Raw genomic sequence first — 12,918 nt, forward strand, 5'->3', positions numbered from 1 at the left:
CACTGTGCAGAACAGCCACTCAAGGATTCACAGGTGAGGTCCTAGGGTTGCAGCCCCTCGCAGGCTGCAACCGAGGCAAGGAAGCAGATTTACCGCCTGGCCGCCAGCCCCGACTCCTTCACGGCCCGGAAGGCTCCCTTAAGGTCGTCCAGAATGTCATCGATATTCTCTGTACCGATCGAGAGTCTGATGGTACCGGGATGAATGGCCTGGTCCTCCAGCTCCTCGGCGGTCTCCTGGGAGTGTGTGGTCGATGCCGGATGGATGGCCAAGGACTTGACATCCGCGACATTCGCAAGGAGGGAGAAGAGATGGAGGTTGTCGATGAAGACCCTTGCCGCATCCTTCCCTCCCCTCAGGTCGAAGGTGAAGATGGACCCGGCCCCGTTCGGGAAGTAGCGCTTGTACAGTTCATGGTCAGGGCGGTCCGGGATGGAGGGGTGGCTGACCGATTCAACCTCGGGCACGGTCCTCAGGTAATCCACCACCTTCAGAGCGTTCTGGACATGTCGTTCGACCCGCAGGGAGAGCGTTTCGGTCCCCTGCAGAAGCAGGAAGGCCGCGAAGGGCGAGAGAACGGCGCCCGTATCGCGCAAGAGAATGGCCCTGATCCGGGTGACGAAGGCCGCGGCACCCAGATCCTGGTAGAAGCGCAGACCATGGTAGCTGGAGTCCGGCTCGGTCAGGGTGGGGAACTTGCCCGGCACCGCCGCCCAGTCGAATCCGCCTCCCTCTACGATGACCCCACCCAGGGTGGTGCCGTGGCCGCCTATGAACTTCGTGGCGGACTCCACGACCACATCCGCTCCATGCTCCAGAGGCCGGAACAGGTACGGGGTGGCAAAGGTGTTGTCAACGATAACCGGCAGGTTGTGGGCATGGGCGATTGCGGATATGGCCTCGAAATCAGGCAGATCGGCGTTGGGGTTGCCGAAGGTCTCGAAGAAGACCAGTTTGGTGGTATCCCGGATGGCCGACTCGAAGTTGCCCGGCTCTGAGGGATCGACGAAGGTGGTCTCCACACCATCACGCGGCAGGGTGTGTTTGAGGAGGTTGAAGGTCCCCCCGTAGATGTTCTTGGAGGCCACGATATGATCGCCGGTCTGGGTGATGTTGCGGAAGGCGTACTCTACTGCTGCGGCTCCTGAGGCTACAGCCAGACCCGCAGTGCCGTTCTCCAGGGCGGTGATCCTATCCTCGAAGACCCCCTGGGTGGAGTTGGTCAGACGGCCATAGATATTACCGGGATCCTTCAAAGCGAACCGGGCCTCAGCATGGTCGAAGTCGTGGAAGACATAGCTGGTGGTGGCGTAGATCGGCACGGCACGCGAATCCGTGGCGGGATCTGCCTGTTCCTGCCCCACATGGAGTTGCAGGGTCTCGAAATGGTACTTGTGCGGATTCTGGTCGGTCATATCGACTCCTATCTGTGTCCCGGCTGATCGGGTGGACCGGATCGCGTCCGCAGCCGCCCTTGCCTGTGACCATAAACGACGCAGGACAGTCGGTTCAAGCTTGAAGGGACATTTTGGTATCGCCCTTTTTTATGGCAGCTTGCAGAAGGTTGAAAGCAGGCCTTTCCCGTCTCGCCATGCCAGATGGGTGGTGCACGCCCGGCCTGCTCACTGTAGAGTCGAGAGAGCAGCGGAGAAGACTCCGTTCCGAACAGCCGCAGCAGGCATGAAGGAGTTCAAAAGATGGCCGGACAAAGGGACAATCAGAACAGGCTCTACCAGCGCGATGCCGGTTACATTCCCAGGGTCGCCGCCGTGCACGACATGTGCGGATACGGCAAGTGCTCGCTGACCGCAGCCATCCCCATCCTTTCGGCCGCCGGTTGTGATGTCTGCCCCGTGCCGACCGCCCTGTTCAGCGCCCACACCATGTTCAAGGATTACACCTTCCACGACACCACCGAGATCCTGACCGGGTACCTGGATGCCTGGCAGAAAGAAGGGGTCGATCTTGACGGCATCTACAGTGGATTCCTGGGAAGCGCCGAACAGGTCGACATCATCCTGCGCATGTATAGGGACTATCCCAAGGCCTTGCGCCTGGTCGATCCCGTCATGGGCGACGGCGGTTCCATGTATCCCACCTACACCGAGGAGATGTGCAAGGCCGTGATTCGCCTGGTGGACGGGGCGGATCTGCTCATGCCCAACCTGACCGAGGTCAGCCTCCTGACCGGCCTGCCCTATGAGGGTCAAAACCTGAGCGACGAGCAGGTTGAGACGCGCCTGTCCCGGCTTTTGGAGATGGGAGCCCGGAACGTAATCATCAAGGGGATCGATCGCGGTGACGGCAAGTTGCGCAACTTCGTGGCTTCGGCACAACAGGGCGGAAGCAGTGACAAGCAGGAACTGGTTCACGACAAGCTGCCCTTTATGATTCACGGGACCGGCGACGCCTTCGCATCCTCCCTCTGCGGAGCCGTCTTCGCCGGGAAGAATCTTTCCGAAGCCGCGGAAATCGCCGGTGAGTTCGTTCGCTCGGCCATGCAGCACACCCGCAACCAGCCCAACTACCAAGAGCGGGGAGTCAGCTTCGAACTGGACCTCGGTCTGCTGACCGGAATGGTTGACTGATCGGGCACACCGAGTCATCAACCAGCGCCACCCAGTATGGGATTCGGCTCTCTCGATAGGTTTCAACACCAACCGTAGAATCAGATGGCCTGACCTTGTTTTCCTTGAAGTTGCAGGGAAACTGGGCCAGGCTTATCCACATACGCACATTCGCATAATTAGCGATACTCTTTTCCCTATCCATGGTCTCCTTGAGTCATGGATACCCGGAAGCACACCATAACCCGCAATCACAAACCCCTCGAAGACGTTCATGACAGGGCCGGCACCTTGGCCGAAGTCGAACGTCTAATCAGGAGAATCGGCCTGAGTGGCAGGGAACTCGGGAGGCTTGGCGAAGAATATGCCAGCCTATGGTTACAGAATCAAGGGTGGCGCATCGTCACCCGCAACTGGCACTGCAGATATGGGGAATTGGACATCATCGCCCTGGACCCCTCGCCGAACCTGGTCTTCATCGAGGTCAAGACCAGGCGGTCGACCAGGTACGGCCCACCCTGCGAAGCTGTGGGGCCGGCGAAACAGCAACGTTGCAGACGTGCAGCGGTGCAGTGGCTGATTGAACACGACCGGGATCCTCTTATCCGGCACCAGGGCACCCGTTTCGATGTCGTCACCCTCACGATTGGGGACCAGACACTCAATTCCGGTATATCATCTGGGGTCATGGATTCCGATATGAGAATTCACACGGCCACGGATGACCGTCCCGAAAGACTCCGGCCCCAGGCATGCGGATGGTCTCCCGACTCCATATTCCTCCGTCATATACGGGAGGCTTTCTGATGCGGCTTGGATCAGCGAAGTCCATCGGTCTGGTGGGACTCAAGGCGTTTGTCATCAACGCCCAGGCATTCATCTCGCCGGGTCTCCCCTACTTCTCCATCATCGGTCTGCCGGATGCCTCCCTGTCGGAATCGAGGGAAAGGGTCAAATCGGCCTGTTCGTCCTGCGGGTTCCGCTGGCCTCAGACAAGGGTTACCGTCAACCTCTCGCCGGCTTCGCGCCCCAAGCGCGGTTCCTCGCATGACTTGGCAATCGCTACAAGTGTTCTGGGCGCCGGAGGCGTGGTACCCGTTGAAGGATTCGAACAGACCATAGCCCTGGGCGAGCTGAATCTGGATGGAAGCGTTCTGCCGATTACCGGCGTTCTTCCCATCCTGGCCTATGCAAAGGAACTTGGCGTGCAAAGGGTCTTCCTACCGGAAGCCAATATGGAGGAGGCTGCAATCGTACCCGGAATCGAAGTGACCGGATTGATGCACCTTGGCCAGCTGGTGGAGCACATGGGAGGTCGCGCGATCTATCACATACCGGACACCGTAGTTGATTCAGGACAGACGACGGACATAACCATCCAGGACCAGAACGCCCCAGGGGCGACGAATCTGGACATGGACCAGGTCATAGGCCAGGAGGGGACCAAGTGGGCCTTGACCGTGGCGGCCGCCGGCGGGCATCACATACTCATGGTCGGACCACCAGGTGCAGGCAAGAGCATGATGGCCCGGTGTCTACCTGGCATCCTGCCCCCACTTGGGGCCAAGGAACAGCTGGAGGTCGCATCCATCCGTTCCCTCTGCGGCACCCTGAAGCAGTATGGGGTCAGCGACATTCCACCTTTTGAAGCACCCCATCATACCGCGTCCATGGCTTCCTTGGTCGGTGGCGGCAGCGGACTTGCAACCCCTGGCGCCATCACCAAGGCCCACTGTGGTGTGCTCTTCATGGACGAAGCCCCCGAGTTCTCGCCCCGGGCCCTTCAAGCACTGCGTGAACCGCTGGAAATCGGGGAGATAATCCTCTCCCGGGCCAAGGGGTCCACATCCTTCCCTGCCAGATTCCAGCTGGTCATGGCCGCCAATCCCTGCCCCTGCGGGTATGGCTATGGGACAGGTGAACGATGCACCTGCTCCCCAAGGGAACGAACCAGGTATTGGAACCGGATTTCCGGCCCAATCATGGACCGTATTGATATACAGACAACGGTTCCCCCTGTTTCCGACCTGGGTGGTGCCAGCCCAAACGTGACAGGCCTCGGTCATGGTGATGCCGGTCACAGACAATCCAGCGCCGAAATCAGGCAGCAGGTAATCATGGCCCGCGAGGCTGCCGGAAAACGATTCAAGGAGGAGGGTTGGACCTGCAACGCCCAGGCCGGCGGCGAGTGGTTACGGGCCAATACAGGGCAGAAGTCACTAGCCGTCGTCAACGAAGCCATGCGGAAGAAACACCTCAGTCTGCGCGGTGCGGACAGGACCCTACGTCTGGCATGGACGCTGGCCGACCTTGACGGGAGATACGGACCGAACGTCGATGACGTAGCCGTCGGAATCATGATGCGGACAAGGACGGCATGAGATGGCCGCAGGATGCCCGGAACAAAAGAAACCCGAGTTCGAAAGGTCCGATATGGAGCAGGCGGCGACCGGGCAGCCGGAACAGAAACAACCGGGGCGTACAGGCACGATACCGGAAGAACCAGAAGAGGCCAGACCGGGACACTCCTCGCCGACGAAAATACAGAAACCTGTGCGAGCTGGAAATCGGCCCGTAGGCATTCAAGCTGCCCACCTACGAATCAGGGATGATTGGCTGGCTCGAGCGGTACTGAACTTCGCGGCTGATGGACCCGATGCCCTCATGCACGCCAGTCTGCTGGGGTCGGAGTGCCCTCTGGACCTATGTCAGACACTGCTGGAAATCTCACCAGACACTTCCTTACCCATCTCCGCACGACAGTCTCAGGCCCGCACACAATTGGATCGAGCTTTCATCCAGGGAGCCATCCGATGGGGCAGGCAGATAAACGGCAAGGACATGGACCGCTTCCGGCGGGTCAGCACCGCATGGCGATCACGAGTGGAATCCGTACGGAATTGGGATGCGGACAGGTTGAAAGAAAGTCTGACCGAGGGAGGAACCCTGTGGGTACTGACACCGACATCAGACACCTGGCCATCCCAGCTCAACGACCTCGCCCAACGATCAGACTGGGCTCCGCCTCTCTGCCTATGGGGCAGGGGCAACAAGGACAGTCTGATCAGTTGCAGCAAACCCGTCGCAGTCGTCGGCTCCAGGACCTGCGACCTTTATGGCAGCTACATCGCTCACGAAATCGGCAGACAGGCAGCGATCCAAGGCCACCTGGTGGTTTCCGGAGGGGCCATGGGAGCCGACGCACAAGCACACTGGGGCGCCCTAGCCGCCCGAGGAGAGGAATATACGAGCGATGCCGGATCGACCGTGGCTGTATTCGCAGGTGGATTGAAACGAATGGGGCCACTACGCAATCGGGAACTCTTTCAAGCCATTGAACGACATGGCGGGGCCTTGATCAGTGAGATGCATCCGGAAACGATCCCCGAAGGCCGCCGCTTCCTCCTCCGCAACAGAATCATCGCCGCCCTCGCCTCGACGATAGTGGTGGCTCAGGCCCGATACCGATCGGGGGCCCTCAACACGGCCACCTGGGGGGCAGAATTAGGGAGGGAGATCTATGCGGCTCCAGGTCGAATCGACACTCCGGAGAACACCGGATGCAACCGCCTGATCCACCAGGGCAAGGCAACCATTCTTATCTCGGCAACCGATATAAGCGGTATCTGCCATGCTCCGCATCAGTCAGGAACCTACCCCGTCGTTGGCTCTTTCCAATCGTCGGACCTTGAGGATGATACCGGGACGGCGAAATCGAGAGAAGATACCTCAGACCAAATTGAAAAGTCGCTCCCCGAGCAGGAAATCGCCGTCAAACGGCAACCTATGAGCAAGAAGATCGGCAGTAAGTCCGACAAGGAACTGGAGCCCGGCAAAGGAAGCGAGGACGACTTACCGCCCCTGGAGGAAATACCTCCGGCACTGGAATACCTCACGGAGGCAGAGAACTGCCCTCATGTGGACCCGGAGGAGGTGATTTTGAAAGCGATACGAGCCTGCTGCAAAAAGGGCGAAGCTGCAACGGTTGATGCACTGATCAGAGCGCTGGAAGGGAGTCGATTCTCCGGCATGGCTACTTCATCGCAGGTCGACACTGTCCAGTTGGTGCTACGCCATCTCGGACGGCTTGAGCTCGAAGGGAAAATCGAGACGGTCAACGGTTCAGCGCACCTGGTCAAGCAAGATCAGGCATCCCATTGACAGCGTTCGAGGTCAACCACCCATCCCGATTGACCGGTGTTCTCGTCATGCGCAGGTGGAATGAAGACAACCCCTTCGGATTCCAGCAGCTCCCTCTGTCGCTCAGGACCACCAAAGGCAAAGCCCGGAGCCAGGGAACCATCCTTGAAGACAACCCGATGGCATGGAATCACACCCGGTTCGGGGTTGGAATGAAGCGCGAATCCAACAAATCTTGCATTTCTGGGTTTCCCTGTCAAAGCCGCTATCTGACCATACGTGGCGACCCTGCCAGCAGGTATGCGACTGACAACCTGATAGACCATCTGCGAAAAGGACTGCTCTCGACCCATGCTTTTCATTGTCCGCGAACAAAGGGACAAGACCACATGCCCAAACCTCCTGGTGCTATCAAAGGGTTGTGAGAATATCGGCTTTATGAGTCCTGCGACAATCAAGAATCACTATGAGGCCATCATCGTAGGCGCCGGGGCCGCCGGCATGTCAGCAGCATTGAGCCTGTCCCGGTCACTGAAAAAGGACAATCGGGAAGGCGGAGAAAGTCCATCGATTCTCGTCATTTCAAAACTGCAACCTCTCCGGTCGCACACCGGATCGGCCGAGGGTGGCATCGCAGCCAGCCTGGGCAATGAGGAACAGGACGATTGGCACTGGCACTACTACGACACCATCAAGGGTGGTGATTGGCTCGCCGACCAGGACGCCGTAGAGGTATTGGCCCGAGAGGCCAAGAAGACGGTGACTCGCCTGGAACATGAGGGGGTGGCCTTCTCCCGGCGTGAAGACGGCCGTATCGCCCAGCGCAAGTTCGGCGGCCACACGTCTGAATTCGGCGGAAAACCGGTAAAAAGGGCGGCTTATGCCGCAGACCGCATTGGCCATCAGATCCTCCACTCGCTCTGGCAGCAGTGCGTACAGATGGGAGTGACTTTCGCCGAGGAATGGTACGTAACTGATCTGGTCCTGGACAAGTCCAAGACTGCGAACAAGAAGGCAAAAACCGAAAACGCCTCCGCAGAGGATGATGCTGCAGGTACCACTCCGGCACAGCCTTGGGCTACGGCATGCGGTCTGGTGGTCCTGGACACCCATACCGGACAGACCCGCGCCATATCGTCCGACACCATCATGCTCTGCACCGGAGGCGCCGGCAGGCTCTTCCACACCACCTCAAACTCCTGGGACCTCACCGGAGATGGTATGGCACTGGCCTTGAAGGCCGGGCTGCAGCTTGAAGACATCGAATTCATCCAGTTCCATCCGACCGGTCTCGGCCATACCGGCTTTCTCCTCTCCGAAGCATCCCGGGCAGAGGGCGGAATCCTCCGCAACTCGGAGGGCAGGGCCTTCATGCGGGACTATGCGCCTGAACACGGCGACCTGGCGGCCAGGGATGTGGTCAGCCGATCCATCATGGCCGAAATCGACGCGGGCCGAGGCGTAGCCGACCCCAGAGACCCCGATGGTCCACGTGATTGCGTCTGGCTGGACATGAGGGGGGTCGGCGAGGATCGCATGAAGTCACTCCTCCCCCAGGTCTATGAAACCATCTGCAAGTACGCGAATCTGAATCCTGCCGTCGACCTGATTCCCGTCAAACCGACCGCCCACTACACCATGGGAGGTATTCCCATCACCACCCGGGGGCAGGTTTATCGGTGGGTGGACGGTCAACGCCGTTCTGTCGAAGGTCTCTACGCTGCCGGCGAGTGCTCCTGCGTCAGCGTTCATGGCGCCAACCGACTCGGGGGCAATAGCCTCCTGGATGCCTGCCTCTTCGGCACCCGGGCAGGAGAAGCCATGGCCAGGCGTATCACCGCCATTGCATCCTCCCATCAGGAGGACCAATCCCTGGGCATGGAAGCAGCATCCAATCATGCTCCAGATGACCGGAGCGCCCGCAACGAGAACCTGATGAATCAGGCCTTGTCCAAGAGGCAATCGGCAATGGACCACATGCTGTCTTCATCGGAGCCCGAAGACAGGAATGAAGACTCCCCCGACGTGGAATCGTCTGATGACATCAACGCCTACCTGCTTATGCAGGAGCTGGGGCGAATCATGGAGAAGGCGGTGGCGGTCCGCTGCGATCAGACCAGCATCGACAAGGCCTTGAGTCAGATCAACCACCTGCACAACAAGGCTCTCACATTGAAATCGCATAGTACGGAAGCGGCCCTCAACCAGGAGCTGACGGCGATGATGGAGGTCGACAACCTTCTGACTCTGTCCAAGGCGGTCCTGGCTGCAAGCGGTGATCGAAAGGAATCACGCGGAGCCCTCTTCCGCCAGGACCACCCGGAACGCGACGACGTACACTTCCTCTCGCACTCCATGGTCGATTGTGATGGCAACATCGATTGGCAACCGGTTCACATCGTCGACATGCCTCCACAAGGCAGGCAGTACTGACAGGAAGTATCGGAACAACGGCCGTCCCTGTTCGATTGCAGGCAAAGGCGGGAATCGAATCCAAACCCGGTTGATTGGTCTTCCAGGATGCCGCCCTCTCAATTACGTTGATTTCGTTTGGATTAGCGGCAAATCCTAATGGACGAGTAACCGATGACGGGTCGAGTCACTAGGATGAATGAGTGGTTGATTCCCGAATGGTGTACGGGACCATCAATGCGCACGATGAAACGGAGCCTGAACCTATGAAATCCGAAGGCGCTGAAGGGCAGAGCAGACCCTCAATCGGAACATGCGGACAGACCGCAGACACCGGAAGCCTCGACTCTGGCAGCACCACAGACTCCAGTACAACCAGCACCAGCGTCACCATACGCGTAGCCAGGTTCACGCCGCGGCAGGCCCGCCCGGGCCGCACGGCTTCCAATCCCTTCGCCGCCACCTCATCGCCTTTCGGCGCCAGACCAGGACGTCCGCGTGGAAAGCGGTGGACTCAGGAGTACAAGGTGCACACCTCACCTGAGCAAACAATCCTGGATTGCCTGTTGCAAATCAAACGTGAGCAGGACCCGACCCTGAACTTCCGCTACTCCTGTGGACATGGCATGTGCGGTTCGGATGCCGTCCTGGTCAATTCCACGCCCACGCTCCTCTGCACAGCCACCATCGGCGACCATGCCAAGGCGCCGGCTCAGGGGACAGACGAGGGAGCCGACTCCTCGCAAGGATTCCGTCGAACCGGACAAGCCAGGGATGCCAACCCCGAGCCGCGGCAGAATACAGAAGCCGTCCGTACAGGTTGGCTCGGAATCATAGAAATCAAGCCCCTTCCCGGCTTTACACCCCTACGCGACCTGATTGTCGACACCGACACCATGTTCGAGCAGATCCGCCGTTTCCATCCGTATCTACGCGACGGTGCGGGCCCCGAATCCGAAACGGAAAACCTGCAGACCCCGGCCCAGCTGTCCAAATTTGAGCTGCTCAGCAACTGCATCGCCTGCGGAATCTGCGAGGGGTCCTGCCCTGTCTATGCCGGTGGAGAGGCCTTCGCGGGCCCCGCCGCCCTGATCGCAGCCTCCCGCTTCATCAATGACTCGCGTGACCAGCACCGCCAGGAGCGCCTCGACGATATCAACCAGGAGGACGGAATCCTGGCCTGCGAATCCGTTCGCGCCTGCTCCCGCCCGTGCCCAAAGGGAATTGACGTCGGCGAAGAAATGTGGCGATTGGTCGAGGCAGTCAACCGCTGACCGGCCCCATGTCGCCATTTGTGAACACCAGACGTTAGAGTTATCACTATGGATAAGACCGCATACAGCAATCATGCCCAAGGGTGGGAGCTAGCCGAGAAGAGCACACTCAACAGCGAATCCGGAACACTGGCAGCCTTTCGCACCCGGGCGGAATCAGCAGGTTTCCCACAGTGCTCAGTGGCACAGGGCTCCTTCCTGCGATTCCTGGCAGGCAGAGCGGATGCCGCTTCCATCATCCTTCTAGGAACAGGTTCAGTGGTCGAAGCCATTCGTCTCATGGATGGTCTAAGCGGTCGGGGCCAGTTTACGGCTGTCGATTCCTCCCCCGAGGGTGCCTCGCTGATTCGTCAGACCTTCCAGGAGGAAGAGCGAAGGAACTCGGTTCTGCGTCTGCGCGCGGTCAATACCTCTGCGGGCACCTATTTTCCCCGGCTGAACCCTGCCGACTACGACCTGATTGTGGTTTCCGGGGATTGCCGGAATTACCAGGATGCCATAGACCACGCCCCCCGTCTGCTGAAGAGCAGCGGTCAGCTGGTCTTCACCGATGCCTTCGCCCTGGACACAGAACCGAAAAAGGGCGGGATAATGAATCCGGCCAATCGCTCCGACAAGGCAGTTACGCTCCGAACCCTCATGGACACCCTGTCGCAGGAGGACCATCTCGAATCCTGCCTGATTCCTGTCGGCAATGGCATGGTTCTGGCTGCGAAGGACAAGCAGGCCTAGTCCCTTCCCGCACTTCTCATACGCTATAGGACCGCATCCGAGGCTATGTCAACGCATGGCTTTCACGTATTGCTCCGGCTGTGTTTCTCATGACAGCAGCAGTCCTCCACAAGCTCCGTAGTCAGAGCGGCGATGACACCCTCTTAAGGCTGACGGTTCTGCAGTATGACCTGCACAGCCTCATCCGGATCGTCGGTACGGACCACCAGCCCCGGATCCAGATCCGAAATCATGCCACGGTCCCTGACAGTAGTCAGCAGCCAGTCAAAGAGGCCATCCCAGTACTCCTTGTCGAAGAGGACAATGGGCATGGTGTCCACCTTGTGGGTCTGCACCAGCGTCAGCACCTCAAACATCTCATCCAAGGTACCGAAACCTCCCGGGCAGACGATGATACCGGACGAGTACTTCATGAACATCATTTTCCGCACGAAAAAGTAACGGAAGGTAATACCCAGATTGACCCACCGGTTGATTCCCTGCTCGTGAGGAAGTTCGATTCCCAACCCTACCGATTTTCCACCGACCAGGGCGGCACCCTTGTTGGCGGCCTCCATGATGCCCGGGCCACCACCGGTGATCACAGCCATGCCTCCCTTGGCCAGTCCGGCCCCCATCCGCTGAGCAGCTCGATAGTCAGGACTGTCCTCGTCGGTCCGGGCTGAACCGAAGATTGTGGCGGCCGGCCCCAGCTCGGCAAGGGCACCAAACCCATCGACGAACTCGGCCTGAATACGCAGCACCCGCCACGGGTCCATATGAAGCCAGTCCGTATCCGCATCCGCAGAGAGCAGGCTGGCGTTCGAATCACTTGACGGAATCATGGGGCCTCGCATGATGACCGGACCACTATGGTAGGTCCTCCCCATATCCTGCTCCTCTTCGAACGCTTTGCCGCCCTTGTTCAGCATCTTCGCCTGTTCCCTCATGTTTTGGTCTTCCATCATCGCTCTCCCCATCTTCTGTATCTCTTCGTCCCGATTCACCTGCAGAAGTTGATTCTGCGTGGGTTCCAGACCCTCCCGGCCGCCAACATCCGGGTACCTGCCTCATATACTTCAGCAATATCATCCATCAGGAGCACGACTCAACCAGTCGAATACCCCACCTTACTTTAATGGACCAGACCATATCCGGTCCATTAAGCTCGATCGGCAGTCAAAGGCGGGGACGAACACCCACTTAGCACAATGGAATATCCTATAATCGGCAGGTGCGCAGACGGTAATCGCCCTGACATGCCGCACAGCCAGGTCCCGCCCAAGAAACCCGCCAAAATACCAGCAGGGAGCAATCCATGGAATTTCAGCCCATGATCCATCCGAGGATTCATCGTACGCATCCCGACATTGACCAGCAGGACATCTTGGAGGTCTGGCGCAATGCCCTTGTTTCAGCACCGGTCATCAACAGCCAGGGAAGCCGAAAGGTCTGGCTGACCCTGGGCTTCGACGGGCAGGGAAGGCTGATGGAGCTGGCCTCCGTCAACGACGACGCCAGGCTCTGGATGGTCTTCCATGCCATGACTCCCCCTTCACGCAAAACCCTACGGGAGTTCCTCACGAGGGGAAGGGATTGATGGCCACCAACGAAGGCAAGGACTGGAATACCCTGTCAGGAATCAGCGAAGAGGAACTGAACCTGCTGAGCCGACCCTTCCAGGATGGAACCTGGTCAGGCGAGTTGGGTCAGGTTTGGCCAGAGCACCCTCGTCTCCACCCCGGTTACCCCACCTCCTCGGACTGCATCTGCCACAAGGACTGATGGGCGAAATAGACAACAAGGCAACACCA

General features: G+C 59.1%; 12 protein-coding genes. 9 read left to right on the plus strand and 3 right to left on the minus strand.

Going from position 1 to position 12,918, the window contains the following annotated elements:
* Nucleotides 1-89: 89 nt before the first annotated feature.
* A complete protein-coding gene (locus BINDI_RS04065) occupies nt 90-1,415 on the minus strand; it encodes an O-acetylhomoserine aminocarboxypropyltransferase/cysteine synthase family protein (RefSeq protein ID WP_033490249.1) in 1,326 nt (441 codons plus the stop codon).
* Nucleotides 1,416-1,697: 282 nt separating this feature from the next.
* Between BINDI_RS04065 and BINDI_RS04070 the strand changes: the two genes are divergently transcribed.
* The 4 genes from BINDI_RS04070 to BINDI_RS07150 all read left to right on the plus strand — a co-directional run bounded on the left by BINDI_RS04070 (nt 1,698) and on the right by BINDI_RS07150 (nt 6,728).
* Nucleotides 1,698-2,588 carry a pyridoxamine kinase gene (locus tag BINDI_RS04070; protein WP_033490251.1) on the plus strand — a complete coding sequence of 297 codons (891 nt, stop codon included), beginning with the start codon at nt 1,698-1,700 and terminating at the stop codon, nt 2,586-2,588.
* A gap of 198 nt (nt 2,589-2,786) precedes the next feature.
* Nucleotides 2,787-3,374 (plus strand): YraN family protein, encoded by a 588-nt coding sequence (locus tag BINDI_RS07300; RefSeq protein ID WP_081830786.1) that lies wholly within the window; start codon nt 2,787-2,789, stop codon nt 3,372-3,374.
* Nucleotides 3,374-4,948, plus strand: coding sequence for a YifB family Mg chelatase-like AAA ATPase (locus BINDI_RS04080; RefSeq protein ID WP_033490253.1), 1,575 nt, complete (start codon nt 3,374-3,376; stop codon nt 4,946-4,948). Before BINDI_RS07300 ends, BINDI_RS04080 begins: the two co-directional genes overlap by 1 nt.
* 460 nt (nt 4,949-5,408) lie before the next feature.
* Entirely contained in the window at nt 5,409-6,728 is a 1,320-nt protein-coding gene (locus tag BINDI_RS07150; protein WP_237742989.1) for a DNA-processing protein DprA, read from the plus strand.
* On the opposite strand, the gene BINDI_RS04090 is transcribed toward BINDI_RS07150, so the two are convergent.
* Entirely contained in the window at nt 6,713-7,060 is a 348-nt protein-coding gene (locus tag BINDI_RS04090) for an MGMT family protein (RefSeq protein ID WP_033490255.1), read from the minus strand. The two genes, BINDI_RS07150 and BINDI_RS04090, sit on opposite strands and share 16 nt — an antisense overlap.
* An 85-nt stretch (nt 7,061-7,145) precedes the next feature.
* On the opposite strand from BINDI_RS04090, the gene BINDI_RS04095 reads away from it, so the two are divergent.
* The 3 genes from BINDI_RS04095 (at nt 7,146) to BINDI_RS04105 (ending at nt 11,125) form a co-directional block, all read left to right on the plus strand.
* Nucleotides 7,146-9,140, plus strand: a complete 1,995-nt coding sequence (locus BINDI_RS04095) for an FAD-binding protein (protein WP_033490909.1) — start codon at nt 7,146-7,148, stop codon at nt 9,138-9,140.
* 245 nt (nt 9,141-9,385) lie between these two features.
* Entirely contained in the window at nt 9,386-10,393 is a 1,008-nt protein-coding gene (locus BINDI_RS04100; protein ID WP_081830874.1) for a succinate dehydrogenase/fumarate reductase iron-sulfur subunit, read from the plus strand.
* Between the two features lie 48 nt (nt 10,394-10,441).
* Nucleotides 10,442-11,125: an O-methyltransferase gene (locus BINDI_RS04105; RefSeq protein ID WP_033490257.1), complete on the plus strand. Its 684-nt coding sequence runs from the start codon at nt 10,442-10,444 to the stop codon at nt 11,123-11,125.
* Nucleotides 11,126-11,268: 143 nt separating this feature from the next.
* Here BINDI_RS04105 and BINDI_RS04110 read toward each other — a convergent pair whose 3' ends face one another.
* Entirely contained in the window at nt 11,269-12,036 is a 768-nt protein-coding gene (locus BINDI_RS04110; protein WP_033490911.1) for an LOG family protein, read from the minus strand.
* 386 nt (nt 12,037-12,422) lie between these two features.
* Here BINDI_RS04110 and BINDI_RS04115 point away from each other — a divergent pair, with 386 nt between their 5' ends.
* Together BINDI_RS04115 and BINDI_RS04120 are read left to right on the plus strand one after the other, a co-directional pair.
* Complete coding sequence (locus BINDI_RS04115) at nt 12,423-12,704, plus strand: hypothetical protein (RefSeq protein WP_052115188.1); 282 nt, start codon at nt 12,423-12,425, stop codon at nt 12,702-12,704.
* On the plus strand, nt 12,704-12,889 hold the full coding sequence (locus BINDI_RS04120) for a hypothetical protein (RefSeq protein WP_033490261.1): 186 nt from the start codon (nt 12,704-12,706) through the stop codon (nt 12,887-12,889). Before BINDI_RS04115 ends, BINDI_RS04120 begins: the two co-directional genes overlap by 1 nt.
* Nucleotides 12,890-12,918 lie beyond the last annotated feature (29 nt).

Origin of the sequence: Bifidobacterium [indicum] DSM 20214 = LMG 11587, from assembly GCF_000706765.1 — a bacterium.
GTDB classification, from domain to species: Bacteria; Actinomycetota; Actinomycetes; order Actinomycetales; family Bifidobacteriaceae; genus Bombiscardovia; species Bombiscardovia coryneformis.

Coding starts and splice junctions, on each gene's coding strand:
- BINDI_RS04090 (WP_033490255.1), bottom strand. CDS start 7,060: ATGGGTCGAGAGCAGTCCTTTTCGCAGATGGTCTATCAGGTTGTCAGT.
- BINDI_RS04115 (WP_052115188.1), top strand. CDS start 12,423: ATGGAATTTCAGCCCATGATCCATCCGAGGATTCATCGTACGCATCCC.
- BINDI_RS04100 (WP_081830874.1), top strand. CDS start 9,386: ATGAAATCCGAAGGCGCTGAAGGGCAGAGCAGACCCTCAATCGGAACA.
- BINDI_RS04110 (WP_033490911.1), bottom strand. CDS start 12,036: ATGCTGAACAAGGGCGGCAAAGCGTTCGAAGAGGAGCAGGATATGGGG.
- BINDI_RS04080 (WP_033490253.1), top strand. CDS start 3,374: ATGCGGCTTGGATCAGCGAAGTCCATCGGTCTGGTGGGACTCAAGGCG.
- BINDI_RS07300 (WP_081830786.1), top strand. CDS start 2,787: ATGGATACCCGGAAGCACACCATAACCCGCAATCACAAACCCCTCGAA.
- BINDI_RS07150 (WP_237742989.1), top strand. CDS start 5,409: ATGGACCGCTTCCGGCGGGTCAGCACCGCATGGCGATCACGAGTGGAA.
- BINDI_RS04095 (WP_033490909.1), top strand. CDS start 7,146: ATGAGTCCTGCGACAATCAAGAATCACTATGAGGCCATCATCGTAGGC.
- BINDI_RS04105 (WP_033490257.1), top strand. CDS start 10,442: ATGGATAAGACCGCATACAGCAATCATGCCCAAGGGTGGGAGCTAGCC.
- BINDI_RS04120 (WP_033490261.1), top strand. CDS start 12,704: ATGGCCACCAACGAAGGCAAGGACTGGAATACCCTGTCAGGAATCAGC.
- BINDI_RS04070 (WP_033490251.1), top strand. CDS start 1,698: ATGGCCGGACAAAGGGACAATCAGAACAGGCTCTACCAGCGCGATGCC.
- BINDI_RS04065 (WP_033490249.1), bottom strand. CDS start 1,415: ATGACCGACCAGAATCCGCACAAGTACCATTTCGAGACCCTGCAACTC.